At 53.9% G+C, this 25,257-nt stretch carries 23 protein-coding genes and 1 tRNA gene; 16 read left to right on the top strand and 8 right to left on the bottom strand.

Translation table 11 applies throughout. From position 1 onward, the window contains the following. Positions 1-30 precede the first annotated feature (30 nt). From ompC to mgtE, 6 genes are all read left to right on the top strand, one after another. A complete protein-coding gene (gene ompC, locus LZ634_RS09230; protein WP_414467735.1) occupies positions 31-1,134 on the top strand; it encodes a porin OmpC in 1,104 nt (367 codons plus the stop codon). Between the two features lie 101 nt (positions 1,135-1,235). Then, on the top strand, positions 1,236-2,288 hold the full coding sequence (gene apbE, locus LZ634_RS09225) for an FAD:protein FMN transferase ApbE (protein WP_234504241.1): 1,053 nt from the start codon (positions 1,236-1,238) through the stop codon (positions 2,286-2,288). Between the two features lie 73 nt (positions 2,289-2,361). Continuing rightward, positions 2,362-3,417, top strand: coding sequence for a bifunctional DNA-binding transcriptional regulator/O6-methylguanine-DNA methyltransferase Ada (gene ada, locus LZ634_RS09220; protein ID WP_234504238.1), 1,056 nt, complete (start codon positions 2,362-2,364; stop codon positions 3,415-3,417). Then, positions 3,417-4,058, top strand: coding sequence for a DNA oxidative demethylase AlkB (gene alkB, locus LZ634_RS09215; RefSeq protein ID WP_234504235.1), 642 nt, complete (start codon positions 3,417-3,419; stop codon positions 4,056-4,058). Before ada ends, alkB begins: the two co-directional genes overlap by 1 nt. An 84-nt stretch (positions 4,059-4,142) precedes the next feature. Further along, a complete protein-coding gene (locus tag LZ634_RS09210) occupies positions 4,143-5,786 on the top strand; it encodes a multidrug ABC transporter permease/ATP-binding protein (protein WP_234504232.1) in 1,644 nt (547 codons plus the stop codon). 128 nt (positions 5,787-5,914) lie between these two features. Next, positions 5,915-7,351, top strand: a complete 1,437-nt coding sequence (gene mgtE / locus LZ634_RS09205) for a magnesium transporter (RefSeq protein ID WP_234504229.1) — start codon at positions 5,915-5,917, stop codon at positions 7,349-7,351. On the opposite strand, the gene LZ634_RS09200 is transcribed toward mgtE, so the two are convergent. Next, the gene (locus tag LZ634_RS09200) at positions 7,314-8,543 is read right to left on the bottom strand and encodes a SulP family inorganic anion transporter (protein ID WP_234504226.1); all 1,230 of its coding nucleotides are present in this window, start codon (positions 8,541-8,543) and stop codon (positions 7,314-7,316) included. The two genes, mgtE and LZ634_RS09200, sit on opposite strands and share 38 nt — an antisense overlap. A 273-nt stretch (positions 8,544-8,816) precedes the next feature. On the opposite strand from LZ634_RS09200, the gene mqo reads away from it, so the two are divergent. After that, positions 8,817-10,469: a malate dehydrogenase (quinone) gene (gene mqo / locus LZ634_RS09195; protein ID WP_234504222.1), complete on the top strand. Its 1,653-nt coding sequence runs from the start codon at positions 8,817-8,819 to the stop codon at positions 10,467-10,469. A gap of 78 nt (positions 10,470-10,547) precedes the next feature. Here mqo and eco read toward each other — a convergent pair whose 3' ends face one another. Then, positions 10,548-11,039 (bottom strand): serine protease inhibitor ecotin, encoded by a 492-nt coding sequence (eco, locus tag LZ634_RS09190; RefSeq protein WP_234504219.1) that lies wholly within the window; start codon positions 11,037-11,039, stop codon positions 10,548-10,550. A gap of 179 nt (positions 11,040-11,218) precedes the next feature. On the opposite strand from eco, the gene LZ634_RS09185 reads away from it, so the two are divergent. The 3 genes from LZ634_RS09185 to LZ634_RS09175 all read left to right on the top strand — a co-directional run bounded on the left by LZ634_RS09185 (position 11,219) and on the right by LZ634_RS09175 (position 12,950). Then, complete coding sequence (locus LZ634_RS09185) at positions 11,219-11,719, top strand: phospholipase D family protein (RefSeq protein WP_234504217.1); 501 nt, start codon at positions 11,219-11,221, stop codon at positions 11,717-11,719. A 36-nt stretch (positions 11,720-11,755) separates the two neighbouring features. Next, positions 11,756-12,088 (top strand): hypothetical protein, encoded by a 333-nt coding sequence (locus LZ634_RS09180; protein WP_234504215.1) that lies wholly within the window; start codon positions 11,756-11,758, stop codon positions 12,086-12,088. Between the two features lie 223 nt (positions 12,089-12,311). After that, the gene (locus LZ634_RS09175; RefSeq protein ID WP_234504213.1) at positions 12,312-12,950 is read left to right on the top strand and encodes a CatB-related O-acetyltransferase; all 639 of its coding nucleotides are present in this window, start codon (positions 12,312-12,314) and stop codon (positions 12,948-12,950) included. Positions 12,951-13,044: 94 nt separating this feature from the next. On the opposite strand, the gene LZ634_RS09170 is transcribed toward LZ634_RS09175, so the two are convergent. The 3 genes from LZ634_RS09170 to LZ634_RS09160 all read right to left on the bottom strand — a co-directional run bounded on the left by LZ634_RS09170 (position 13,045) and on the right by LZ634_RS09160 (position 15,197). Then, positions 13,045-13,121: transfer RNA gene (locus LZ634_RS09170), tRNA-Pro, on the bottom strand. A 75-nt stretch (positions 13,122-13,196) separates the two neighbouring features. Continuing rightward, positions 13,197-14,951, bottom strand: a complete 1,755-nt coding sequence (yejM, locus tag LZ634_RS09165; RefSeq protein ID WP_234504210.1) for an LPS biosynthesis-modulating metalloenzyme YejM — start codon at positions 14,949-14,951, stop codon at positions 13,197-13,199. 18 nt (positions 14,952-14,969) lie between these two features. After that, positions 14,970-15,197 carry a YejL family protein gene (locus LZ634_RS09160; RefSeq protein ID WP_234504208.1) on the bottom strand — a complete coding sequence of 76 codons (228 nt, stop codon included), beginning with the start codon at positions 15,195-15,197 and terminating at the stop codon, positions 14,970-14,972. Positions 15,198-15,380: 183 nt separating this feature from the next. Here LZ634_RS09160 and yejK point away from each other — a divergent pair, with 183 nt between their 5' ends. Together yejK and LZ634_RS09150 are read left to right on the top strand one after the other, a co-directional pair. Further along, positions 15,381-16,388 (top strand): nucleoid-associated protein YejK, encoded by a 1,008-nt coding sequence (yejK, locus tag LZ634_RS09155; RefSeq protein WP_234504206.1) that lies wholly within the window; start codon positions 15,381-15,383, stop codon positions 16,386-16,388. 280 nt (positions 16,389-16,668) lie between these two features. Then, complete coding sequence (locus LZ634_RS09150; RefSeq protein ID WP_234504202.1) at positions 16,669-18,633, top strand: glycosyl hydrolase family 28 protein; 1,965 nt, start codon at positions 16,669-16,671, stop codon at positions 18,631-18,633. A 53-nt stretch (positions 18,634-18,686) separates the two neighbouring features. Here LZ634_RS09150 and rplY read toward each other — a convergent pair whose 3' ends face one another. Together rplY and LZ634_RS09140 are read right to left on the bottom strand one after the other, a co-directional pair. Beyond that, positions 18,687-18,971, bottom strand: a complete 285-nt coding sequence (rplY, locus tag LZ634_RS09145; RefSeq protein ID WP_061279436.1) for a 50S ribosomal protein L25 — start codon at positions 18,969-18,971, stop codon at positions 18,687-18,689. 188 nt (positions 18,972-19,159) lie between these two features. Continuing rightward, complete coding sequence (locus LZ634_RS09140; protein ID WP_234504199.1) at positions 19,160-20,119, bottom strand: YbgA family protein; 960 nt, start codon at positions 20,117-20,119, stop codon at positions 19,160-19,162. Between the two features lie 113 nt (positions 20,120-20,232). Between LZ634_RS09140 and LZ634_RS09135 the strand changes: the two genes are divergently transcribed. Continuing rightward, complete coding sequence (locus LZ634_RS09135) at positions 20,233-20,766, top strand: lipocalin family protein (RefSeq protein ID WP_234504195.1); 534 nt, start codon at positions 20,233-20,235, stop codon at positions 20,764-20,766. Here the strand turns inward: LZ634_RS09135 and LZ634_RS09130 are convergent. Continuing rightward, positions 20,763-22,520, bottom strand: coding sequence for a DEAD/DEAH box helicase (locus LZ634_RS09130; RefSeq protein WP_234504191.1), 1,758 nt, complete (start codon positions 22,518-22,520; stop codon positions 20,763-20,765). The two genes, LZ634_RS09135 and LZ634_RS09130, sit on opposite strands and share 4 nt — an antisense overlap. A 153-nt stretch (positions 22,521-22,673) precedes the next feature. On the opposite strand from LZ634_RS09130, the gene rsuA reads away from it, so the two are divergent. The 3 genes from rsuA (at position 22,674) to LZ634_RS09115 (ending at position 25,254) form a co-directional block, all read left to right on the top strand. Beyond that, positions 22,674-23,381 carry a 16S rRNA pseudouridine(516) synthase RsuA gene (gene rsuA, locus LZ634_RS09125; protein WP_234504188.1) on the top strand — a complete coding sequence of 236 codons (708 nt, stop codon included), beginning with the start codon at positions 22,674-22,676 and terminating at the stop codon, positions 23,379-23,381. A 19-nt stretch (positions 23,382-23,400) separates the two neighbouring features. Then, positions 23,401-24,597 (top strand): Bcr/CflA family multidrug efflux MFS transporter, encoded by a 1,197-nt coding sequence (locus LZ634_RS09120; RefSeq protein ID WP_234504185.1) that lies wholly within the window; start codon positions 23,401-23,403, stop codon positions 24,595-24,597. A gap of 315 nt (positions 24,598-24,912) precedes the next feature. Next, entirely contained in the window at positions 24,913-25,254 is a 342-nt protein-coding gene (locus LZ634_RS09115) for a YejG family protein (RefSeq protein ID WP_234504183.1), read from the top strand. The last annotated feature ends 3 nt before the right edge of the window (positions 25,255-25,257 follow it).

Raw genomic sequence — 25,257 nt, 5'->3', positions numbered from 1 at the left:
AGTTGGAGTCATTACCCAAATGCGGCTGAAATTTATAACAAAGATGGCAACAAATTAGATCTGTACGGTAAAGTCGACGGCCTGCACTATTTCTCTAGTGACAACGGCAACGACGGTGACCAGTCCTACGTTCGTCTGGGCTTCAAAGGCGAAACTCAGGTTAACGATCAGCTGACCGGTTACGGCCAGTGGGAATACAACGTTCAGGCGAACAACACCGAAGGTTCTTCTGACCAGGCGTGGACTCGTGTGGGCTTCGCAGGTATCCGCGTTGCTGACGCAGGTTCTTTCGACTACGGTCGTAACTACGGCGTTGTTTACGACGTAACTTCCTGGACCGACGTTCTGCCAGAATTCGGCGGCGACACCTACGGTTCCGACAACTTCATGCAATCCCGTGCTAACGGCGTTGCTACCTACCGTAACACCGACTTCTTCGGTCTGGTTGATGGTCTGAACTTTGCTCTGCAGTATCAGGGTAAAAACGGCAGCGTTTCTGGTGAAGGCTCAACGGCTAACGGTCGTCAGGCTCTGAAACAGAACGGTGACGGCTTCGGCGGTTCCATCACTTATGATATCGGTGCAGGCTTCAGCGTTGGTGGTGCAATCTCTTCCTCCAAACGTACCACTGAGCAGAACAACAGCGCGTTTGCAATCCGTGATGAAGATGGTGATCTGACTGGCGATACCAGCAAAATCTACGGTAGCGGCGATCGTGCTGAAACCTACTCCGGTGGTCTGAAATACGACGCAAACAACATCTACCTGGCGACTCAGTACACCCAGACCTACAACGCAACTCGTTTCGGTGGTTCCCCGAACGCTGGCGTTTACGGCTATGCTGACAAAGCTCAGAACTTCGAAGTGGTTGCACAGTACCAGTTCGACTTCGGTCTGCGTCCATCCATCGCTTACCTGCAGTCCAAAGGCAAAAACATCAACAACGGTGTTCGTGACTTCGGCGACCAGGATCTGCTGAAATATGTTGATGTAGGCGCGACTTACTACTTCAACAAAAACATGTCTACCTATGTTGATTACAAAATCAACCTGCTGGACAAAAACGACTTCACCACTGCAGCCGGTATCTCTACCGACAACATCGTTGCACTGGGTATGGTTTACCAGTTCTAATACTGTTAACACCGCGAAAAGGGGCCATATGGCCCCTTTTTTTGTGCCGAAATTAAACCAATTAGTGTACTCTTGCGCCGTTTGCAGGAGGGTAATAACGGATGGAAATGACATTTTTACGCATGGCGCTGGTGAGCGTCGTTTTACTGCTGACGGGCTGCGATAACGCCAGCACTCCCGTCGCGCCAAAAGCTGCGGCGACGGTGCTTGAAGGCAAAACTATGGGCACTTTCTGGCGCGTCAGCGTGGTGGGTGTTGATAAAACGCAGGCTGAAGAGTTACGACAGAAGGTGCAAAAGTTGCTGGATGGCGACGATCAGCTGCTGTCGACCTGGAAAAACGACTCGGCGCTGATGCGTTTTAACCATTCAAATAGCCTGACCTCGTGGCCGGTCAGCGAAGCGATGGCGGATATTGTCACGGAGTCGCTGCGCATCGGCTACAAAACCCAGGGCGCCATGGACATTACCGTTGGCCCACTGGTCAATTTATGGGGTTTTGGTCCGGATAAACAGCCGGTCAAAACGCCGACTCAGGCGCAAATTGACGCCGCCAAAGCCCGTACCGGGCTGGCTTTTCTCTCCGTTATCAACCGCTCGGGCAGACAGTATCTGCAAAAATCGATCCCCGACCTGTTCGTTGATCTTTCCACCGTCGGTGAGGGCTATGCCGCCGATCATCTGGCGCGCTTAATGACCGAAGAGGGGATCTCTCGTTACCTGGTTTCGGTGGGCGGCGCATTGGTAAGCCGCGGTATGAATGCCGATGGTCAGCCGTGGCGAGTAGCAATTCAAAAACCGACGGACCGGGAAAATGCGGTACAGGCCATTGTGGATATTAATGGCCACGGTATCAGTACATCCGGCAGCTATCGTAACTACTATGAGCTGGACGGCCAGCGGATCTCTCACGTTATCGATCCGCAAACCGGGAGGCCCATCACCCATAAACTGGTCTCAGTCACCGTGATTGCGCCAACCGCGCTGGAAGCCGATGGCTGGGATACCGGTTTAATGGTGCTTGGCCCGCAAAAAGCCCAGCAGGTTGTTCGTGAGCAGGGGCTGGCGGTGTACATGATTATGAAAGAAGGCGATGGCTTCACCACCTGGATGTCGCCGCAGTTCGAGGCCTTCCTGGTCAGCGGGAAAAATTAAAAAGCAAGATTGCGGGTTTTTTAATTCCTCCCTTTGGGCACAGTGATGGTTACACTCAAGGGAGGAGCCCGTTATGACATCTCATACATTACATACCGACGAGGATCGCTGGCAAGCGGTGCTCAATCGCGATGCCGAGGCTGACGGCCAGTTTTTTTTTGCCGTACAGACTACCGGTATTTTTTGTCGTCCATCCTGCCGTGCCCGCCACGCGCTGCGGCACAATGTCCGTTTTTATCCGGATGCCGATGCGGCGCAGGCCGCGGGATTTCGCCCGTGCAAACGCTGCCAGCCCAACGCGCTGGCGCCTGAACAGCAGAAAATCGACAAAGTCGCCTATGCCTGTCGATTGCTGGAGCAGGAATCGCCCATCACGCTGGATGCGCTCGCGCAGGCAGTGGCGGTCAGCCCGTATCATTTTCATCGGATGTTTAAATCGGTCACTGGCATGACGCCGAAAGCCTGGCAGCAGGCCTGGCGAGCGCGCCGGTTACGTGAATCATTAAGTGAAGATGAAACCGTTACCCAGGCGGTACTGGCGGCCGGATTTCCAACCAGCAGCAGCTATTATCGGCACGCGGATGAGATGCTCGGTATGAGCGCGAAAACCTATCGGCAGGGTGGAAAGGCGACAGAGATACACTATGCGACAGGTGAGTGCTCACTGGGGCGCTGCCTGGTGGCGATAAGCGAGCGCGGAATTTGTGCGGTGCTGTTGGGTGATGATGAGCCTGCCTTGATCGATGAATTACAGCGCAGCTTCCCCGCCGCGCGTTTTCTGCCGGCTGATGCCGCCTTTAGCCAACACATTGCCGCTGTTGTCGCCAGTCTCAATCAACCGACGACAGCGTTATCTTTACCTTTAGATATTCGCGGCACCGCGTTTCAACAGCTGGTATGGCAGGCGCTGCGCGCTATACCCGTGGGTGAAACACGCAGCTACCAGCAGGTGGCGCAGAGTATTGGTAATCCGCAAGCGGTGCGGGCGGTCGCTAGCGCCTGCGCGGCAAACCGGCTGGCTATCCTGGTGCCTTGTCACCGGGTTGTGCGCGGCGATGGTTCGCTTTCTGGCTACCGCTGGGGCGTGGCGCGGAAAGCGGCACTCTTGCAACGTGAAAAGGAGCGCTGATGCTGGATCTGTTTGCTGATGAATCGCCGTGGTCTGAGCCGCTGGCGCCCGGCGCGGTGATTCTTCGCCGCCAGGCGCGTGAACAAAGCGCGGTGCTGTTGGCTGCAATCGAACAGGTGGCGGCTATTTCTCCTTTTCGCCAGATGGTGACCCCGGGCGGTTACACGATGTCCGTGGCGATGACCAACTGCGGTCCATATGGCTGGAGTACAGACCGTCACGGCTACTGCTACGCTGCCGTTGATCCGCTGACAGGCGAGCCGTGGCCTGCGATGCCGGAGTGTTTTCGCAGGCTGGCGCAGAGCGCCGCTGCCCGCGCGGGCTATCCGGTGTTTAACCCTGATGCCTGCCTGATTAACCGCTATCAACCCGGTGCAAAGCTGTCGCTTCATCAGGATAAAGATGAAGCATTACTGGATGCGCCGATTGTTTCCGTCTCACTCGGTTTGCCCGCCACCTTCCAGTTTGGTGGTTTGAAACGTACCGATCCGCTACAGCGCGTGTGGCTTGAGCACGGTGATGTGGTGGTGTGGGGCGGCGAATCTCGGCTATTTTATCACGCGGTCCTACCGCTTAAGGCGGGAAACCATCCACAGGTTGGCCCCTGGCGCTATAATCTGACCTTTCGTTGTGCCACCTGATAACGAATAAAAATAAGAATTATTCTTGATGTAACCTCTGAGCAGTTTACACTGCGGGCTGTTTTTTCTTGCCTGGTTGCTGCTATGGAACTTCTGTTACTCGTCTGGCGTCAATACCGCTGGCCTTTTATTGGCGTGATGGCCCTGAGCCTGCTCAGCGCAGCGCTGGGTATCGGGCTTATCGCCTTCATCAACGTCCGTCTGATTGAGACGTCAGATACCACTTTCACCGTACTGCCGGAATTTCTTGGTCTGTTGCTACTGCTGATGGCGGTCACGCTCGGTTCTCAGCTGGCATTGACGACGCTAGGACATCACTTTGTTTATCGGCTGCGCCGCGAATTTATCAAACGTATCCTCGATACGCAGATTGAGCGGGTAGAAAAGCTTGGCAGCGCTTCTTTGCTGGCGGGGCTGACCAGCGACATTCGGGCTATCACCATCGCCTTTGTGCGCCTGCCTGAACTGGTGCAGGGGATTATTCTGACCTTCGGTTCTGCCGCCTATCTGGCGGTGTTGTCGACCAAAATGCTGCTGATCACCGCGCTGTGGGTGGCGCTGACCATTTGGGGCGGTTTCCTGCTGGTGGCGCGCGTCTACAAACATATGGCGACGCTGCGTGAAACCGAAGACCGGCTGTACAACGACTACCAGACGGTGCTGGAAGGGCGCAAAGAGCTGACGCTTAACCGCGAACGCGCGGAGTACGTGTTTGAACAACAGTTCACGCCGGATGCGAAAGCCTATCGTCACCATATTGTGCGGGCGGATACCTTCCACCTGAGCGCGGTCAACTGGTCGAATATTATGATGCTTGGCGCCATTGGCCTGGTGTTCTGGATGGCTAACGGTCTGGGCTGGGCGGATACCAACGTCGCCGCCACCTATTCATTGACGCTGTTGTTCCTGCGTACGCCGCTGCTGTCGGCGGTGGGCGCACTGCCGACGCTGTTAAGCGCACAGGTGGCGTTCAACAAGCTGAATAAATTCTCGCTGGCGCCGTATCAGGAAGCCTTCCCGCAGCCGGTGGCACATCCGAACTGGCAGACCCTTGAGCTGCGCGATGTGACCTTCCACTATGAAGACAACACGTTTGCCGTTGGCCCGCTGAATCTGACGCTAAAACGCGGTGAACTGGTGTTCCTGATTGGCGGCAACGGGAGCGGTAAATCCACGCTGGCAATGCTACTGACCGGGCTTTATCAGCCGGTTTCGGGACAAATTCTTCTCGATGGTCAACCGCTGGCAGCGGAAAAACCGGAGGATTACCGCAAGCTGTTCTCGGCGGTGTTTACCGATGTCTGGCTGTTTGAGCATTTACTGGGACCGGATGGTCAACAGGCTAATCCTCAATTGGTCGATAAATGGCTGACGCAGCTGCAGATGACCCATAAGGTTAAACTTGAAAACGGCCGCATTCTGGACCTGAAATTATCCAAGGGACAGAAGAAGCGTGTGGCGTTGCTGCTGGCGTTGGCGGAAGAGCGAGATATCATCATGCTGGATGAATGGGCCGCCGATCAGGATCCGCACTTCCGTCGCGAGTTTTATCAGGTGTTACTGCCGCTGATGCAGCAAATGGGCAAAACCATTTTCGCCATCAGCCATGATGACCACTACTTCGTGCATGCGGACCGCCTGCTGGAGATGCGCAACGGCCAGCTCAGTGAGCTGGTGGGTGAAGAGCGTGAACGCGCCTCACGAGATGCTGTGGCTCGTACTGCCTGATTTTTTGGCCGCTCTGCTGTTTTTTTCAACGCTTGAGCGGCCGGTTTAACCTTTTTTACATCACCCCGCGCTATGCTTAGAGCGCCCAGTCATTCGATTGGGCGAACCTTCACGAATAAGGATTATTCATGTCTCTGTTGAAGAAGAACAGCGCCCGGCTGCGCGATGAAGAGCGTATGCGCCTTATCTGGTTGCTCACCACCGATAAGGCCATTACCTCAGCGCTACTGGGCAAACTGACGCTCGCCGAGCAGTATGATGAAAGCACGCTGGCTGACGATCTTGCGGAGGTCGGCATGCTGGTGGCCCACCTTCAGCCGCCGGATCTCGCCGACACCCTGGAAGCGTTGCCGTCAGAAGAGCGTCATGCCCTGTGGAACATGATCGAAGACGATCGTCGCGGGAAGGTGTTGCTGGAAGCATCGGAGAACGTCTGGGACGACCTCATCGAAGATATGAGCGACCGGGCGTTGCTCGATGCACTGCAAACGCTGGATATTGACGAACAGATCTACCTCGTTCAGCACCTGCCGCGCGATCTAACCGGACGCCTGCTGGCCTCCATGACGCCTGAAGAACGCGCGCGCGTGCGTCAGGTGATGAACTATGCCCACGACTGTGTCGGTTCGATCATGGAGTTTGAGGTGATCACCATTCGGCCCGACGTCACGCTGGCTTCGGTGCAGCGTTTCCTGCGTCGGCTGGGCAAAATGCCGGAGAACACCGATAAGCTGTTCGTTATCAAGCGCGACCAAACGCTGATTGGTGAACTGGAGCTGAAAACGATTCTGCTTAATCCGGCCGATCGCCTCGTGCATGAGGTGATGGAAGCGGATCCGGTAGCTTTCCATCCGGAGGAGAAGTCGGAGAGCGTTGCGCGTACCTTCGAACGTGACAACCTGATCAGCGCCGCGGTCATTGATACTCAGGGTAAGCTGATGGGACGTTTGACCATCGATGAGATCGTTGATGTGGTTTATGAAGAGACCGACAGCGATTTACGTCGGATGGGGGGCTTGAGCAGTGATGAAGATGTCTATGCTCCGGTGATGAAAGCGGTGAAAACGCGTTGGGCGTGGCTGGCTATTAACCTCTGCACTGCATTTATCGCCTCGCGAGTGATCGACGGTTTTGAACACACTATTTCGCAACTGGTGGCGCTGGCTTCGCTGATGCCTATCGTCGCGGGAATTGGCGGTAACACCGGCAACCAGACCATCACCATGATTGTACGTGCGCTGGCGTTGCAGCACATTCAGCCGGGTAACTTCTCGTTCTTGATCCTGCGTGAAATGGGCGTAGCGCTGATTAACGGCGTCGTCTGGGGTGGGATTATGGGCGGCGTGACCTGGTTCTTGTATGACGACATGCATCTGGGCGCGGTGATGTCGCTGGCGATGATCTTAAACCTGCTGGTGGCTTCGGTCATGGGGGTGCTGATCCCGATGATCATGGTCAAGTTTGGCCGCGACCCGGCGGTCGGCTCAAGCGTGATGATCACCGCGATCACCGACACCGGGGGCTTCTTTATTTTTCTCGGACTGGCGACGGTGTTTCTGCTTTAAGCTTTGCCCGCTGCTTCAAACGGGCGGGTACCAACAGCATCATCACGATCCCTGCCAGTACGCCGATGGCCAGATTACCGGTGCTGACCGTCGCGGCGACGGTCACTATCATCACCAGCGTTTCCGGCCACGGCGTGCGTTTAAGCGTCGCGGGCTGGAGGCTCTGCCAGCTAAAGGTCTTAAACGCCACAATCACCATAATCCCCGCCAGTACCGACATTGGGATCATCGCCATCACTTCACTTAACGCAGTTACCAGCAACAGCAGCACCAGCGCGGCGGCGAGGGTGGAAATACGGCTGCGGCCTTTGCCCATCTCAACGTTAACGATGGTTTGACCAATCATCGCGCAGCCCGCGATACCGCCGTAGCAGCCCGCCAGGATATTGGCGATGCCCAGGCCGGCGCTTTCGCGGGTTTTGTTTGACGGCGTGTGGGTCAAATCATCCACCAGTTTGGCGGTGAGTAGTGACTCCATCAGCCCGACAAAAGCAATGCTCAGCGCGCATGGCCAGATAATCTGCAGCGTATCGAGGTTAAACGGCACCAACCACTGGGTGAACCCCGGTAGACCGCCTGCCATGGAACCTTCGTCGCCAACGGTCGGGAGAATTTGCCCGCTGGTCGCGGTATAGAGCGTTAATAAAACCACCGCAACCAGCGGCGAAGGGATACTTTTCACGACCTTTGGCAGCCACAGCACAATCAAAATAGTGGCGGCAAAGAGCGCGACGATAAGCGGGCTGCGGCTCCAGAAGTGGGGCACCTGGGCGAAGAAGATGAGGATACCCAGCGCGTTCACAAAACCGCTCATTACCGATGCGGGGATAAAGCGCATCAGTTTTGCCATGCCGCACAGCGCAAATAGTATTTGAATCAACCCTGCCATTACCACGGCTGGCAAAATGTATGCCACCCCGTGCTGGTGTACCATTGGTCCGATAACCAATGCCACCGAACCGGCTGCCGCAGTGACCATCGCCGGGCGGCCGCCGAGAAACGACATCGACAGGCATAACACCACCGAAGCAATCAGGCTGACTTTGGGGTCGACGCCAGCAATCACTGAAAACGAAATAACTTCCGGGATCAGCGCAAGGGCGGTAATGACGCCAGCCAGTACTTCACGGGTCAACAGAGTAGGCGATTGTAAAATTGTAACGAAGGAACTGCCAGGAGAGGAGTTTGACATAGGTTATTCGCAGGTTATCGATGGCCGGTTTTCCATAAGCCACTGCTTCCGTGCGTACCATCACAAAGGGGAGAATAATACCGCTTCCCGTCACACTCTACCAGTACCAAATCTCATTTTCTGTACACATTTATTAAACATTTTAATAACAGATCTCAAAACTCAACTTAAATTTTAAACAATATTTAAATTCAACCCGCCTGGTGGTAACGTAACCGTACGGATGTTTTTACCTGCATGTAACAAATCGCAAGTCAAGTAAGGCCCCCTACGATGAAAAAAAACAAAGCTGTACCCAACGCACAGAACTCGGGTACCGAGACGGTTTCTGTGGCGACTAAGGCGAAGACTCGTGAGGTGCACGAGACAGATGTATTGCTGATCGGTGGCGGAATCATGAGCGCCACGCTGGGTACATGGCTGCAGGAGCTTGAGCCAGACTGGTCGATTACCATGGTTGAGCAGATGGAGAGCGTGGCAGAAGAGAGCTCTAACGGCTGGAACAACGCTGGGACCGGCCACTCGGCGTTGATGGAACTCAACTATACCCCGCAAAAAGCCGATGGCTCGGTCAGCATTGAAAAAGCCATTGATATTAACGAAGCCTTCCAGATTTCCCGTCAGTTCTGGGCGCACCAGGTGACCCGCGGCGTGCTGACGCAGCCGAAAAGCTTTATCAACACCGTGCCACACATGAGTTTTGTGTGGGGCGATGACAACGTTAACTTCCTGCGCGCGCGTTATCGTGCGTTGCAAAAGAGCCCGCTGTTTAACGGTATGCGCTACTCTGAAGACCACGAACAGATTAAACAGTGGGCGCCGCTGGTGATGGAAGGGCGCGATCCGCAGCAGAAAATTGCCGCCACCCGTACTGAAGCAGGCACCGACGTTAACTATGGCGAGATCACCCGCCAGATGATTAACGCGCTCAAAACACACGACCGCTTCACGTTGCAGCTCAACACCGTGGTCCGCCGTTTCCGTCGCAATGCGGATAACAGCTGGAACGTCACGGTTTCTGATGCCAACAACAGCCACGAAAAACGCACCATCAAAGCGAAATTCATCTTTATTGGTGCCGGTGGTGCAGCGCTGAAGCTGATGCAGCAGACCAAAATCCCACAGGCCAAAGAGTATGCGGGCTTCCCGGTTGGCGGCCAGTTCCTGGTGTGCGACAACCCTGAGGTGGTCAATCACCACCTGGCCAAAGTCTACGGCCAGGCTTCGGTTGGTGCACCGCCGATGTCGGTGCCGCATATCGATACCCGTATCATTGACGGGAAGCGTGTGGTGCTGTTTGGGCCGTTTGCCACCTTCTCAACCCGTTTCCTGAAAAATGGGTCGCTGTGGGATCTACTGGCATCCACTAACAAATCAAATATTCTGCCGATGCTCAACGTGGGGCTGGATAACTTTGACCTGGTCAAATATCTGGTAGGTCAGGTGCTGCAAAAAGACAAAGATCGTCATGCGGCGCTGCGTGCTTACTATCCAATGGCGAAAAAACAGGACTGGCGCCTATGGCAGGCGGGCCAGCGCGTGCAGATTATCAAACGTGATGCGCGTATTGGCGGCGTCCTGCGTCTGGGCACCGAAGTAGTGAGTGATGATGAAGGCACCGTTGCCGCGCTGCTAGGGGCATCTCCAGGCGCATCAACGGCGGCGCCGATCATGCTGGATCTGCTGGAAAAAGTGTTTAAAGACAAAATGCAGACCGCCGAATGGCAGGAGAAAATCCGCGCCGTAGTGCCTACTTATGGCTCGACGCTCACCGAGAATCCGCATTTAATCGACAAAACGCTGGCTTACACCAGTGAAATACTGGGGCTGCATCATGAAGTTGCGCGTGAGGCCGATCCGGTCCCGGCGGTGCAGGTCCCAGCGAAGCCGCTCGAAGTGAAAGAAGTCGCGGATATTGCGCTGTAAGTTTATGGCATAAAAAAACCGGCCTGCGGGCCGGTTTTTTGTTTCTAAATTCCAGGGGAAGGGCTCTGGATTTTGCGATTAACGCACAACGGCATCCTGCACGGTTTCCTGTGCTTGCCACACGCGATATTTCACGTCGACGTTATCCGGGGTATAGACCACGATTGGCAGTTTGCTGTTGTAACGCAGCATGCCATCATCACCCAGCGTTGCGCTAACAAATTGCTTGGTTTTCTTCTGGTTAGGACAAGCCATCATGGTGGACATTGGCCCACTGACTTTCTCAACGACGTAGTAGTCGTAACCCCAGCCTTCCAGCGTCTTGCTTTCCAGCTTAGCGCCCAGGCGATGGTGGTTGCAGTCGACGTCCAGCGTCTGACCAATCAATAACTCTACCTTATAGGTAGATTCATCTTTCTGTACCGGCAACTGAATGACCTGACGCTTCATGCCTTTCTGTGCCTGCGGATAAGGGGCGACCTTTTCCAGCGGCTGTTCTGCGGCCCATGCGGTGCTGGAAGCACAGGCAATGGCGAGTAATGAAGCGGCAAGTTTATGTGTGTTTTTCACTGTTCATCCTTTATATCAGTATGCAACAAGAGGAGAATATCATTCCTGACATCAATGGTAATCGTATTTTACTGAATTTTGCATTAGGAATAGTTCTATATATTGAGTTAGTGAATGATTGTAGCGATTATCACTTCGTTCTATTAACGATGTTGTCCGGACATTCCGCGGAGTGACTCATGATCAAACGATTGGTAATTATAGCCACAATGTTGGCTTCTATCTCTGCGGCGCACGCTTCGGTACAGGTGGGCTTTTCTCCAGAAGGCTCTGCTCGCGCACTGGTGCTTACGTCAATCAATCAGGCCCAGCGGTCGATCGATATGATGGCCTACTCCTTTCAGGCGCAGGATATTGTCGAAGCTTTAGTTCGTGCCGAAAAACGCGGCGTAAAGGTGAGGGCGGTGATTGATAAACGGCGCAATAAAGGTCGCGTGAGTCAGAAGGCCATCGCGCTGGCTCAGGCAAATGGCGTTGAGCTTCGCCTTGACGATCACTACCACCTTCAGCATGACAAGCTAATGATTATTGATGACAATATGCTGGAAACGGGTTCGTTTAACTTTGCTAAATCTGCCGAGGTGGCTAACTCAGAGAATGTTCTGGTTATCCGTGATGAACCCGCCGTTATTGGCCAGTATCAGGCGCATTTTGATAGCCGCTGGCGGATAGCAAAATAATGGCGCAATACTGAGTTTTTTACCGGGGTTCACTTTATGAAACGTCTTCTTTCTTTGTTATGCCTGTTTATTTGTAGTGCAACCGCCTATGCCAATGGCTATGAAGGCACTTACAAAGCAGTGGAGACAAAGTACAGCTTCAAAACGCTGGTGGTTGGCCCTGATACCTTCCAAAACCGCATCCGCTACTGGTTTGTCGACGACAAGGGTAGCCGCAGCATTTATGACATTGCTGAGAAAGTGAAATCTGGTCGCTATAAAATCATCAGCAATGATCGCAACTATTTGTTATTTAAAGGTGACGTGGTTGAGGTGCATCACGTTGGTTCAACCGGTTGGGTCGATGTTTTCCAAAAGGTGAAGGAATAAAAGGGCACCAGGATATGCCTTGCAGTTTACCGCCTTAAGATAAGTCTCTGCTGGAGAAATGCCAGCGCTTCTTTTTTCACTGTACTAGATTGAATCAGGTACAACGTGACAGCGTTGACCGTAATACGGCTAATCGTCAGATATATGATGCTCAATATCTTTAAAGGTAAAATACCTCTTCATGACGACAAACTAACCTCAATTCATCGAGTTACATAAAATAATGAATGATAAACACTGGACCGAAGTTGAGTATTTGCACCAAACAGTCACCAATCCAAACATTATTATAAAAGGGACTCGCAGCTACTACAGCGACTGTTGGGATCACGGCTTTGAACGCTCAGTCGTGCGTTATCTGCACGGCAGCGCGTTGAGCCAGCAGTGGCCGCCATTAGGGCCAGTGGACCAATTGATAATCGGTAATTTTGTCTGTATTGCGGCCGAGGCAGTTATCCTGATGGGAGGAAATCATACTCATCGGATGGACTGGATTAGCCTTTACCCTTTTGCGGAGTCCATTGAAGCGTGTTACCGGGAGCGCGGTAATACCGTGCTAAAAGATGGATGCTGGATTGGTATGCGCGCCATGATAATGCCTGGCGTCACGATAGGTGAGGGCGCGGTTATTGCCGCAGGGGCGGTTGTCACCAAAGATGTTCCTGCGTATGCGGTATATGGTGGAAATCCGGCAAGGTTTATTAAATATCGCTTCGCGGAACCGGACGTTGCGCGTATACGGGCATTAAACCTCTATGAACTGAACGAAGATGAAATCCTTTCCCTTCAGCCACTGCTCTCCAGTACCGATATTAACGGACTTGAAAAAGCAGTACAGCAGCTACGAAAATATCCTGACTAAAATTTCAGCGAATCAATGTGCCATATCGGTCCTGATGCACAGATGAGCAAACGTAAAAAAACCAGCCCCGAAAAGGCTGGTTTCTGTTAATTTTTGGTCGGCACGGAGAGATTTGAACTCTCGACCCTCGCCACCCCATGACGATGCGCTACCAGGCTGCGCTACGTGCCGATGCATGGATAAAATACTACTGCTTTTATCGCTGATTGCAAGCGGGCAACTGTCGACTGATTCACAATTAATCAATCAGTTAGCAATGAAGCGTTTTTCCTCGGTCAGCACCTGTAGCAGCAAGCTGAGCTGCGGTTTTGGATCGTGTTCCTTCTCACCCGCAGCGGTCCACGTTTTATAGTGGCCATTGTGGTCTAGCACCACAGTCATGGTCGGCGTCGTAATCGCCAGCGTACTGTTATCCGCCGCTGTGACCCAATTGTGCCGACGGGTGGCGCTGAACAGATCCTGACCCTGAGAGTACTCATTGGCCGGGGTGCTGACATGCAGCAGGCGTTGCATCAGGGTGGTCATAATATCTTTATGGTCGGTCAGCAGGTCGATACGCTGCGCCGGTGTCCCCGGCCAATGGATGACCAGTGGAACCTGCAGTCGCGCGCGAGACCAGTCGGAATTGCTCTTCTGGTTGTTCAGCGCGACGCCGTGGCCTGCGGTAATAATGACCACCGTATCGTTAAGCTTGCCGGACTCACGCAGCGTATCCAACACGCGACCAATCTGCGTGTCGACATCAGCTGCTGCACGGGAGTACTGGCGATCGCTGAGCTCAGTGTTGTTGACCGTGGTGCCGTTAAACGAAACCCATGAGAACCAGCGGTTTTCATCCTGAGCATTATTATTCAGCCAGCTTATCCACTGGCTGGCAGTCTGCGTATCGTTCTGTGACTTGCTCGGCGGCAATGAAAAATCGGACAGCAACGCCTGACGATAGATTGGGCTGGTAAAGCCGTCAGAGGAGAATAAACCCAGCTGATAGCCCTGTTGATTGAGGGCGCTAATTAGCGCCGCAGGCATACGCGCGGCGAGCACACCATCCATATAGCCTGGAGAAATGCCGTAAAACAGACCAAAGATGCCGTTGTCCGCGGTGTTACCGGCACTCATATGCTGGGTGAAATTCACGTTGTTATTGGCGAAGCTCGCCAGCGACGGCATCTGTTGCTCGTAGCGCGAGTAGTTCAGCCCGTCGATGGTAATCAGCAGCACATTTTTCCCGGCACCCATATCCCGGTAGCGTAAATCGCTTAACGGATATTGCACGGAAACCGCTTCAGGATCGCCTTGTTCAATCAGGCGACGCTGGTAATCCTGAGCATCAAGCAGACCGTGTTTCTCCAGAAAACGGCGAGCCGTCATTGGATAAGACAGCGGCAGGTTAGCGCGCTGCATGGTCACCGGACGATAGAAATTGGCGTCCGCCCAGATATACATCACGTGTGAAGCGATGAATGAGGCGAAAAAGAACCAGGCGACTGGCCGCGCGTAGTGGCGGCGGCGCGTCAGGCTGCGCAGCTTTTGCCAGCTCCAGGTGGCGAACAGCATCTCAACTAAGAGAATCACCGGCACGCTGATAAACATCAGCTGCCAGTCGCGCGCCATCTCATTCTGGTCGGGGTTTATTACCAGTTCCCATACCACCGGGTTCAGGTGCAGGTGGAAACGGGTAAAGACCTCGCTATCGATAAGCAGCAAAGTCATGCCCGCCGTCGCCAGAATGGCGGACAGGAAGCGCATCAGGCGCTGGGACATGACGATAAAGGTCAGGGGGAACAAGATCAGCAGATAGGTGGAGAACACCAGGAAGCTGAAATGCCCGACAAGGCTGATGTAGGAGTAAATCCGTCCTGCTAGCGTCGTCGGCCAGTCGGCGACAAAAAGATAGCGACTACCGAGCACCATGGCCAACAGCATGTTGAACAGGGCGAACCAGTGCCCCCAGCTAACCATCTGGGAGACTTTTTCTCGATAAGGCTGACGATGTGTCACCATAAACTGTTGCTTGTACCCTTAGTGCGCAGGATCGCTGTCAATAGAAGACTGCAGCGCCTGGGCGAAAGAACGTGCGATAGCCTGGCGTTGAGCCGGAGCTACGCTGCTGTTAATCAGGTTGGTGACCATATTACCCAGCACCATCAAAGACAGGTCGGTTGGGGTCTTATGTTCTTCCAGTACGTTGGCGAGCTCGCTCAGCAGCTGTTCGACGTGTTCATCACTATAGCGGGATTGTTGTGGCATAAATCGAAATCGGTCCGTTCATTAAAGGGCAGTATATTACCGTAGCAGCAGTATTTTTTCCGCTTTTTTTCAGCGTAACGCGTTATCCTTTCGCCATTATACTGCCACCACCGCGGTAATGTGCGAGTTGCACTGTTGCATCGGGGGTGGTTGAATACACCCGATCTTAAAGGAGAGTTTAACATGAGTCTGGATATCGACCAGATTGCTTTGCATCAGCTCGTCAAACGCGACGAGCAAAACCTGGATGTTGTGCTGCGCGATTCGTTGCTGGAGCCCACCGCGCCGGTTGAAGAAATGATGGCTGAGCTACATCGGGTGTATAGCGCGAAAAACAAAGCGTACGGTCTGTTTACCGAAGAGAGTGAACTGGCGCAGGCGCTTAAGTTGCAGCGCCAGGGCGAAGAAGATTTCCTCGCGTTCAGCCGCGCGGCCACTGGTCGTCTACGCGATGAGCTGGCGAAATACCCGTTTGCTGACGGCGGTATCGTTCTGTTCTGCCACTACCGCTATCTGGCGGTCGAATATTTGCTGGTGGCGGTGCTGAACAACCTCAATAGCATGCGTGTAAATGAGCAATTGGATATCAGCGCTACCCACTATCTGGATATCAACCATGCGGATATCGTGGCGCGTATTGACCTCACCGAATGGGAAACCAACCCGGAATCAACCCGCTACCTGACCTTCCTGAAAGGACGCGTTGGGCGCAAAGTGGCTGATTTCTTTATGGATTTCCTCGGCGCAAGCGAAGGGTTGAATGCCAAGGTGCAAAACCGTGGCCTGCTGCAAGCGGTGGACGATTTTGCAGCCGAAGCCCAGCTTGATAAAAACGAACGCCAGAACGTGCGTCAGCAGGTTTACAGCTACTGCAACGAACAGCTACAGGCAGGTGAAGAGATTGAATTGGAATCACTGTCGAAGGAGCTTTCCGGCGTCAGCGAAGTGAGCTTCAGCGAGTTTACCGCGGAGAAAGGCTACGAGCTGGAAGAGAGTTTCCCGGCAGACCGCAGCACGCTGCGCCAGTTGACCAAATTTGCCGGTAGCGGTGGCGGGCTGACGATTAATTTCGATGCCATGCTGCTGGGCGAACGAATCTACTGGGATCCGGCCACTGATACCTTAACCATCAAAGGTACGCCGCCGAATCTACGCGACCAGCTACAGCGCCGCACCTCCGGTAAAAGCTAACTTACCGCTAAAGCCCGCTCAGCACCGAGCGGGCTTTGTCTATCAGCGCTATCGCCTGTTTTGGGTGACGCCACTCTCATTTCTGCTATCGACTATTTTTCACACGGGTTAAATCTTGACCTGACTCTCAGTTATTCCTTATAAAAATAAATAAAAATGCGTTTCATTTTAAATGCAAAAATATTTTGATTTTTAAAAGAGAGAGCTGAACCTTGCTGGAAGAGGCTCATGGACGCGGTATTTGCAGACGACCGCGAATAACAGAGAGGAAAAATAAAATATGCACAATACCTTCAGACCCTCCCGACTTATGCTGGCAACCACGGTCATGCTCGCAGGAGCCGCAAGCGGCTGCGATGATAGTGCGGCCGCACAGCGCGAGGCATCGGCTGCGCCACAAAATGTTCAGTCACCGGTATTATCCGCCGATGACGACAGGGTGGTGCTGGTGTGGGAAAAACCGCTGGCGGAGGCTGATAAGGTGGTGGATTACCATGTCTACCGTAGCGGGCAGCTTCTTGGCAGCGCGCGGGATAATCAGGATAGTTTTTCCCCCGCCAAACCCTATATCGACAACTTCTACCAGACGCTGGATAGCGATAACTGGCAGCACCGAGTCGATCTGCGCACCTTTACCGTGGATGGTCTGAAGGCGGATAGCGAATATCAATTTACCGTGCGGGCGGTCTATTCCGATGGTAATGAGTCCATTGACAGCGTGCCGGTGACTCTCCATACCACTCAGGAACCTCACGTAGTCGATGTGAAAACGACCGGCGCCGTGGGTGATGGGAAAACGCTCGATACCGCTGCCTTACAGCAAGCGATTGATAGCTGTACGATTGCCAGTTATCCGCAGGGATGCAAGGTTAGCGTGCAGGGCGGCGTATTTAAAACCGGGGCGCTGTTCCTGCACAGCGATATGACGCTGGAAATTGCTGAAGGCGCAACGCTGCTCGGCTCAGAAGACCCCGCGCAGTATCCGCTGAGTAAAGGCTATTATCTCTATCCTTATACCGATAACCCGCTGCCGAAGCGTCCGCCGTCGCTTATCAACGCCCTGACTGAAGATGATAAGGGGAGCTCGCTCGCAGGAACATTCCGTAATATTCGGATCGTAGGCAAAGGTACTATCGATGGCAACGGCTGGACGCGCGGCGTGAAGCATGGCGGAGCCGAGTCTATCACCGATGAGCTAGGTAACTCGCTGCCGCAGTATCGTGCCAGTAACGCCAAAAAGGTTGGCGATGACGGCATTCTGGCGAAAAACCAAACTGAACTGGCGGTAGCGGAGGGTATGGACCGCGATAGTGCCTATAAAAACCGCCGCTCCAGCCTGATGACCCTGCGCGGCGTCAGTAACCTCTATATCGAAGGACTGACCATTCTCAACCCGGCGTTCCACGGCGTGATGGTGCTGGAGTCGGAAAACATCACCATGAATGCGCTGGTGCATAAAACCTTCGACGGCAACAATGCCGACGGTATTGAGCTGGGCAATAGCCAGAATGGGCTGATATTCAATAACTTCTTTGATACCGGCGATGACGGCATGAACTTTGCGGCAGGTTTTGGCAAAGGCGTGGAAACCTTTGGTCAGAAAGCGCAAAGCGGCGCGTGGATCTTCAATAACTATTTCCGTAAAGGGCATGGCGCGGTAGTGACCGGTAGCCATACCGGCGCATGGATTGAAAAGATCACCGCCGAAGATAACGTCATGTACCTCACCGACGTTGGCCTGCGCATGAAAAGTCGTCCTTACTACGGCGGCGGCGCGCGCGACGTGGTGTTCCGCAATAATGCGATGAAAGATTTGGCCAAGGAGCCGTTTGTCTTCACCATCAAGTACAGCGCGGACGTCAATGATACGACGCCTGCGGCTGAACCGGCGCAATTCCGCGATGTTACCGTGCAGGACGTGAGCGTCGATGGCACGGCTGCGAAGAAGAGCATTATGGTCGATGGGATGACGATGCAGGAGATGACGGCAGCGTACGGAATGACCTATTCGCGCGATGCGTACCATCAAAATCTGATGTTTAGTAACGTGAAGTTCCGTAACGTGCAGGCGAGCAACATAACGTTCCTGCACGATAGCCAGTTTAACCACGTCACATTTGAAAATACCGACAAAGCCTGGAATTTTGCGCAGGTCAGCGGAGTGACGCTTTCAGACAGCGTGAATAATGAGAAAATTTCGGCAACAGGGAAGGAAACGGTGGTGCGGGAGGCGGCAACAAGGTAAAAAAAAACGGCTCCGTAAGGAGCCGTTCTTCCGTCACGTTGACTTGTTTGCGATTAAGCGCGAACGAAGTCGATGTGAGCCAGCTTTGGCTTGAACGGGTGACGCTGTACAGCCTGAGCTTTAACTTTTTCTTCTTTACCATCAACAACGATGGTCAGAACTTCGCTGTAGAATTCAGCGTTGTTCTGGAGGTTCCACAGCTTGTCGTGATCCAGTTCGATAGCAACCGGAGCTGCTTCGCCACCATAAATGATAGCTGGGAACTTGTTAGCTGCGCGCAGGCGGCGGCTCGCACCCTTACCCTGCTCTTTACGTGCTTCTGCATTGAAAGTAAACATTGATAGCTCTCTATATATAAATCCTGCTACAGGCGACCCAGCAGCAGGCAATTGATCTGCTTCACGGATGTGAAAGCGGGCGGCATTATAGCCTCCAATTGCCTGTCGGGCAATGAAAACATCGAATTGGCCGGGAGGAGAGGCTGCCCAGTAAAGGCTGGGCAGCGATATAGCTTGCGCAGGGTGGGTCAGTTGGCCGTTAAGCGCAACCTCAGGCTATCGGGATAAGGTGCGAAATACTTCTGCGTCAGTAGATAATCGTCGGGATGCTCGGCCAGATAATGCTGTAGCAGCGTCAAAGGTGCGAGGATGGGCAGGCGCCCTGCGTGGTAGTTCACAATCACATCGCGTAACTCGGCCCGTTGGCGGACGTTAAGCTGCTCGCGGAAGTAACCCTGAATATGCATCAGCACGTTGGTGTGGTTTTTGCGCGAGGCGGGCTGCTGCAAAATGGCCATCAGCTTTTCCCGGTACGCGACAAAAAAAGCCTCCAGATCGTCCCATTCATGAATACGCGCGATAAACGGACCGATTTTCCGATATCCCGGCTGACTGTGTGCCAGCAGATGCAGTTTATAGCGGCTGTGAAACGCCAATAGCGCCCCACGACTCAGACCGTCATTGCGTAGAGCGTTGAGTTCATGCAGTGCAAATACCCTCGCCACGAAATTTTCGCGCAAAACCGGATCGTGTAACCGGCCATCTTCCTCAATCGGCAGCCACGGATAGCGCGCTCGAAGGGCCGCGGTAAACAAGCCAACGCCTTCTTTAGCTCCGCGATTTCCTTGTTCATCATATAACCGCACGCGCTCCATACCGCAGCTTGGGGATTTGGCGCAGACAATAAAGCCGGCAAAATCGGCGGCATTGGGTAGGTAGCCGTCGGCAAAATGCTGCATTTTCTCGGTAATGTCTTTATCCAGATCGAGGCTAAAGCGTAATCGGGTATCCCCGGCAGTCGTATTAACGAGCCTTAGCGCCGGACGAGGCGTTGGCAGGCCGATAGCCATCTCCGGGCAGACCGGTTTGAATGTCACCCATTCGGCGAGTTCATCCATGATGAATCCCATTCGTTTATGCCCACCGTCAAAGCGCACCGCCGCGCCGGTCAGGCAACCGCTAATCCCGAGTGTCGGTTTATTGTTCATGCTCCCTTCCGTTTACCGTGCGTGATACCTAAAGCATAGATTCTTCTGTTTCTGGTAGCGTCAGTTTTTTATCCTCTACACTTAACAAATTAATAATCCGCAGGGGAGGTTACATGAAGTTATGGCCCGTTGTGACCGGGGTTGCTATCTCACTGGCGCTGGTGGCCTGTCGTGCGCCCACGCCGCCGAAAGGCGTCACGCCGATAAACCATTTTGATGCCAGCCGCTATCTCGGTAAATGGTATGAAGTTGCACGTCTGGAGAATCGCTTCGAGCGGGGACTAGAGCAGGTGACGGCGACCTATGGCAAGCGTCAGGATGGCGGTATTTCGGTGTTAAATCGCGGTTTTGACCCGCAAAAAGGTGTCTGGAAAGAGAGCGAAGGCAGGGCTTATTTCACCGGCGAACCGACCACTGCCGCGCTAAAAGTCTCATTTTTCGGGCCGTTTTACGGAGGCTATAACGTCATTGCGCTGGATGATGACTATCAGTACGCCTTGGTTAGCGGGCCGAATCGCGACTACTTGTGGATCTTAGCGCGCACGCCGACGCTGCCGCCCCAGGTGCGGCAGAATTACCTGAGCATCGCGCGTGGTCTCGGCTTCCCGACCGACAAACTGCTGTGGGTGAAACAGCCCGGCGGCTAGCGTAGCTCGCCGGCGCGGCGAAAGCGCCCCTGATAGTCGAACACTTTTTCGCGCACCTGCCAGTATCTGTCTTTTTGGCGGGCGACGACAAAATCCGGGGCGCGCAGCAGCGCCTGCTGAGCGAGGATGTCGCCCGGGGTAATCCAGCGTAGCGGCACACCCGGTGTGCGGGTGTGCGGGCGGAGAAATAGCTGCTCAAAGGCCATTCGCTGCGCGGGAGTATGCAGGCGGAAGCGCTCACTAACGTCCGCGCCATCTTCATCGTAGTAGGTGATTTTCAGCCAGCCGCCTTTCTCATCCATCCCGTCCTGAAGCGTCATTCCACTACAGCGTAATACCAGCGCATCTTTTAGTTTGAGCGCGGCTTTCAGCATATCGTCCGGGTCCACCAGCACCGTGTCACACTCGCGGCAGCGGCGGGCGGCAATATCATTTTCGGCGTTACACTGCGGGCAGTTTTTAAAGCGAAACCGGTAGTCGCACTGCTCGCGGTGCCCGTCGTCATCTTCCAGCCAACCCTGACAGCGGCGGCCGAAGTGCTCAATAAGAGTGCCGTCGGCGGTCGTTTTTCCCCAGAAGGTGTTGGCAAAACCACAGCCGGGGCAAAAAACCTGCACCGGGACGTTATCGCTTTTGCCCTTCGGCGTGCCGACCTCCGGCGTATAGAGATCGTGTGGGTTACCGGCATAATCGAGAATTAAGCAGTCGGTTTTCCCCGGCGCCAGACGCAGACCTCGGCCGACAATCTGTTGGTACAAACTGATGGATTCGGTCGGGCGCAGAATGGCTATCAGGTCGACGTGCGGGGCATCAAAACCGGTAGTCAGCACAGAAACGTTAACCAGATAGCGGAACTGTTGCTGCTTGAATGCTTCGATCAGATCATCGCGCTGCGGGCCGGGCGTTTCACCAGTTATCAGCGCCGCATCGTTGGCGGGTAGCAGGCCGGTAATTTCGCGGGCGTGTTCGACGGTGGCGGCAAAAATCATCACCCCTTTGCGATCCTGGGCAAACTCAATAATCTGGCTGATGATATGCGGCGTAATGCGCTGCTGCTGTTTAAGCTCGCGATTAAGATCGGCTTCGCTAAACAGCCCGTTGCTGTTGGCCTGCAGGCGGCTAAAATCATACTGCACCACAGGCATATCCAGCCGCTCCGGCGGCGTGAGATAGCCGTGTTTAATCATGTAGCGGAGCGGCAGTTCGTAAATGCAATCACGGAACAGGGCTTTCTCATCGCCACGGACCATGCCGTGATAGTGGAACTGATAAATCCACCCTTTGCCCAGGCGGAACGGCGTGGCCGTCAGCCCCAGCAGGCGAATGTGAGGATTCACTTTGCCGAGGTGAGTGAGGATTTGCTGATACTGGCTGTCATCGTCGTCGCTGATTCGATGACACTCATCGACAATCAGCAGCGAAAATTCTCCCTGGAAATGGTCAAGATTCCGGGCCACGGACTGCACGCTGCCAAACACCACTTTGCCGTGGCTCTCTTTGCGTTTCAGACCCGCGGCGTAGATATCGGCCTCGAGACCCAGCGCGAGGTATTTCGCATGGTTTTGTGCAACCAGCTCTTTGACGTGCGCCAGTACCAGCACGCGGCCGCGTGCCAGCCGCGCCAGCTCGGCAATAACAAGGCTTTTCCCCGCACCCGTCGGCAGAACGATAACCGCCGGTTGGGTATGGCGACGAAAATAGGTCAGGGTGGCGTCAACCGCTTCCTGTTGATATGGGCGTAGTGTAAAAGTCATTAGCGTGATGATTGTCCTTAACTGCCAAATAGTATGCCATGAATCTTTTCACTTGAGTGACATGACAAGCCCGTTATACTTACCGGTTGTTACTACCCCTTTTTTCGGACGCTAAGTCCGACACCCGGCACTATTACAGGCTAAAAATACTTCATGCGACTTGATAAGTTTATCGCTCAGCAACTCGGCGTCAGCCGTGCTATTGCCGGGCGTCAGATCCGCGGCAACCACGTGACCATCGACGGCGAAGTGGTGCGCGATTCGGCCTTTAAACTGCTGCCTGAACACGAGGTTGCCTATGAAGGCAACTCGCTGACGCAGCAGAACGGCCCACGCTACTTTATGCTGAACAAACCTCAGGGTTACGTCTGCTCGACCGACGACCCGGATCATCCAACGGTGCTTTATTTCCTCGATGAGCCGGTTGCGTACAAGCTTCATGCCGCCGGGCGTTTAGATATTGATACTACCGGTCTGGTCCTGATGACCGATGACGGCCAGTGGTCGCACCGCGTTACCTCGCCACGCCATCACTGCGAGAAAACCTATCTGGTGACGCTGGAGAACCCGGTCAGCGATGATACCGCCGAGCAGTTCACGAAAGGCGTTCAGCTGCACAACGAGAAAGATCTGACCAAACCGGCCGTGCTGGAAGTTATCACGCCGACCGAAGTGCGTCTGACCATCAGCGAAGGGCGCTACCATCAGGTGAAGCGCATGTTTGCCGCCGTGGGCAATCGCGTGATTGGTTTACACCGTGAACGTATCGGTGCGATTGCTCTTGATTCAGACATGGAACCGGGTGAATACCGCCCGTTAACCGAAGAAGAAATTGCCAGCGTTGGCGCGCCAGAGCGCTAACAAACCACAGAGGTAGATTGTGACGTCCAGGCCGCGCTCGTCGTTAAGTATTGTCTTTATTCTTGGCCTCTTGGCCATGTTAATGCCGCTGTCGATCGATATGTACCTTCCGGCACTGCCGGTCATTTCGGCGCAGTTCGGCGTGCCGGCGGGCAGCGCGCAGATGACCCTCAGCACCTATATTCTTGGGTTTGCTGTCGGTCAGCTGCTGTATGGTCCAATGGCGGATAGCCTTGGGCGTAAGCCGGTTATTCTCGGTGGTACGCTGATATTCGCCGCCGCTGCGGCGGCCTGTGCGCTGGCGCCGACCATCGACTACCTCATTGCGACCCGTTTCTTCCACGGCCTGGCGGCCGCGGCGGCAAGCGTGGTTATCAATGCGTTGATGCGCGATATCTACCCGAAAGAAGAGTTCTCACGAATGATGTCATTCGTGATGCTGGTGACCACCATTGCGCCGCTGGTTGCGCCTATCGTCGGCGGGGCGGTGCTGGTGTGGTTTAGCTGGCACGCGATATTCTGGATCCTGGCGGTGGCAGCGCTATTAGCTTCGGCGATGGTTTGCTTCTTTATTGATGAAACCCTGGCCGTCGAAAAACGCCAACCGTTCCACCTGCGCACCACGCTTGGCAATTTTGCCTCGTTGTTCCGCCATAAGCGCGTGCTTTCTTATATGCTCGCCAGCGGCTTTAGCTTTGCGGCCATGTTCTCGTTTTTAAGCGCCGGGCCGTTTGTTTATATTGAACTGAACCACGTTTCGCCACAGCACTTTGGTTACTATTTCGCACTGAATATCGTCTTCCTGTTTGTGATGACCACCATTAACAGCCGCTTCGTTCGCCGGATGGGTGCGCTGTGGATGTTCCGCGCCGGGCTGACCATTCAGTTTTTAATGGCGGTGTGGATGGTGGCGTGTGCGCTGCTGGACGTCGGCTTCTGGTCGCTGGTGCTGGGGATTGCGGTATTTATCGGCTGCGTGTCGATGGTCTCTTCCAACGCAATGGCGGTGATCCTCGATGAGTTTCCGCATATGGCCGGGACGGCGTCGTCGCTGGCAGGCACCTTCCGCTTCGGTATCGGCGCGATTGTTGGCGCGTTACTCTCAATGGCGACTTTTACCACCGCCTGGCCAATGCTCATCTCCATTGCTTTATGTGCCACCGGCTCGATTTTCTTCTACCGCTACGCCAGCCGCCCACGAAAAACCGCGCAATAATCCCTCATCCCTGGGGCGAATTGCGCCCCTTTTTTGATAAACATCAACAGAAATTGCATTTCCGATAGGGTGTAATGTTTCTTTTATGTAAAATCCATTTGTGTAAAAAGTCACATTGTTGTAGATAAAAAGGTTGTGTTAGATCACAGAAACGGGTACATATAGCGCGAAAACGCATCAGTACACCGAACTATGTCGTAGGAAGAATGTTGAATGCTGGCGTTTTTTTTCGGGATACAGGACGATTTGTCAACAATGTGTTAATATGGATGTGAAATAATTGTGAAGCACTTTTGCTTCCGGGGAAAGAACGTAATGACATTTCAGCTCTCAATCGTACATCGACTGCCGCAGGACTATCGCTGGTCTGCGGGTTTTGCAGGTTCGAAGGTTGAACCGATTCCGCAAAACGGCACGTCAAATGACAACACGCTGGTGGCGCTTAAATTATTGAGCCCAGACGGCGATAAAGCGTGGCCGGTAATGCACTCGTTAAGCCAGGCGTTAACCGATATCTCCGTCGACTGCTCGGTGCTCGAGTGCGAAGGCGAGCCGTGCCTGTTCGTAAAGCGCCAGGACGAGTTTGCGGCAACCTGTCGACTGAAGAATTTTGGTGTGGCAATAGCTGAACCATTTTCTGGTAACAACCCGTTTTAACCG

Origin of the sequence: Kluyvera intermedia, from assembly GCF_021440345.1 — a bacterium.
GTDB classification, from domain to species: Bacteria; Pseudomonadota; Gammaproteobacteria; order Enterobacterales; family Enterobacteriaceae; genus Kluyvera; species Kluyvera intermedia_A.
The sequence above is the reverse complement of the archived record's forward strand: the minus strand, read 5'-3'. Positions and strand labels throughout refer to the sequence as shown.

Bases quoted from the DNA above. Each gene is read 5' to 3' on its own strand.
- LZ634_RS09180 (WP_234504215.1), top strand. From the start codon at position 11,756: ATGAAACGTCTTCTTTCTTTGTTATGCCTGTTTATTTGTAGTGCAACC.
- LZ634_RS09135 (WP_234504195.1), top strand. From the start codon at position 20,233: ATGAAGTTATGGCCCGTTGTGACCGGGGTTGCTATCTCACTGGCGCTG.
- mgtE (WP_234504229.1), top strand. From the start codon at position 5,915: ATGTCTCTGTTGAAGAAGAACAGCGCCCGGCTGCGCGATGAAGAGCGT.
- LZ634_RS09175 (WP_234504213.1), top strand. From the start codon at position 12,312: ATGAATGATAAACACTGGACCGAAGTTGAGTATTTGCACCAAACAGTC.
- LZ634_RS09150 (WP_234504202.1), top strand. From the start codon at position 16,669: ATGCACAATACCTTCAGACCCTCCCGACTTATGCTGGCAACCACGGTC.
- LZ634_RS09160 (WP_234504208.1), bottom strand. From the start codon at position 15,197: ATGCCACAACAATCCCGCTATAGTGATGAACACGTCGAACAGCTGCTG.
- rplY (WP_061279436.1), bottom strand. From the start codon at position 18,971: ATGTTTACTTTCAATGCAGAAGCACGTAAAGAGCAGGGTAAGGGTGCG.
- LZ634_RS09130 (WP_234504191.1), bottom strand. From the start codon at position 22,520: ATGACTTTTACACTACGCCCATATCAACAGGAAGCGGTTGACGCCACC.
- rsuA (WP_234504188.1), top strand. From the start codon at position 22,674: ATGCGACTTGATAAGTTTATCGCTCAGCAACTCGGCGTCAGCCGTGCT.
- yejK (WP_234504206.1), top strand. From the start codon at position 15,381: ATGAGTCTGGATATCGACCAGATTGCTTTGCATCAGCTCGTCAAACGC.
- LZ634_RS09200 (WP_234504226.1), bottom strand. From the start codon at position 8,543: ATGTCAAACTCCTCTCCTGGCAGTTCCTTCGTTACAATTTTACAATCG.
- ada (WP_234504238.1), top strand. From the start codon at position 2,362: ATGACATCTCATACATTACATACCGACGAGGATCGCTGGCAAGCGGTG.
- mqo (WP_234504222.1), top strand. From the start codon at position 8,817: ATGAAAAAAAACAAAGCTGTACCCAACGCACAGAACTCGGGTACCGAG.
- LZ634_RS09140 (WP_234504199.1), bottom strand. From the start codon at position 20,119: ATGAACAATAAACCGACACTCGGGATTAGCGGTTGCCTGACCGGCGCG.
- apbE (WP_234504241.1), top strand. From the start codon at position 1,236: ATGGAAATGACATTTTTACGCATGGCGCTGGTGAGCGTCGTTTTACTG.
- LZ634_RS09115 (WP_234504183.1), top strand. From the start codon at position 24,913: ATGACATTTCAGCTCTCAATCGTACATCGACTGCCGCAGGACTATCGC.
- LZ634_RS09185 (WP_234504217.1), top strand. From the start codon at position 11,219: ATGATCAAACGATTGGTAATTATAGCCACAATGTTGGCTTCTATCTCT.
- LZ634_RS09210 (WP_234504232.1), top strand. From the start codon at position 4,143: ATGGAACTTCTGTTACTCGTCTGGCGTCAATACCGCTGGCCTTTTATT.
- alkB (WP_234504235.1), top strand. From the start codon at position 3,417: ATGCTGGATCTGTTTGCTGATGAATCGCCGTGGTCTGAGCCGCTGGCG.
- yejM (WP_234504210.1), bottom strand. From the start codon at position 14,951: ATGGTGACACATCGTCAGCCTTATCGAGAAAAAGTCTCCCAGATGGTT.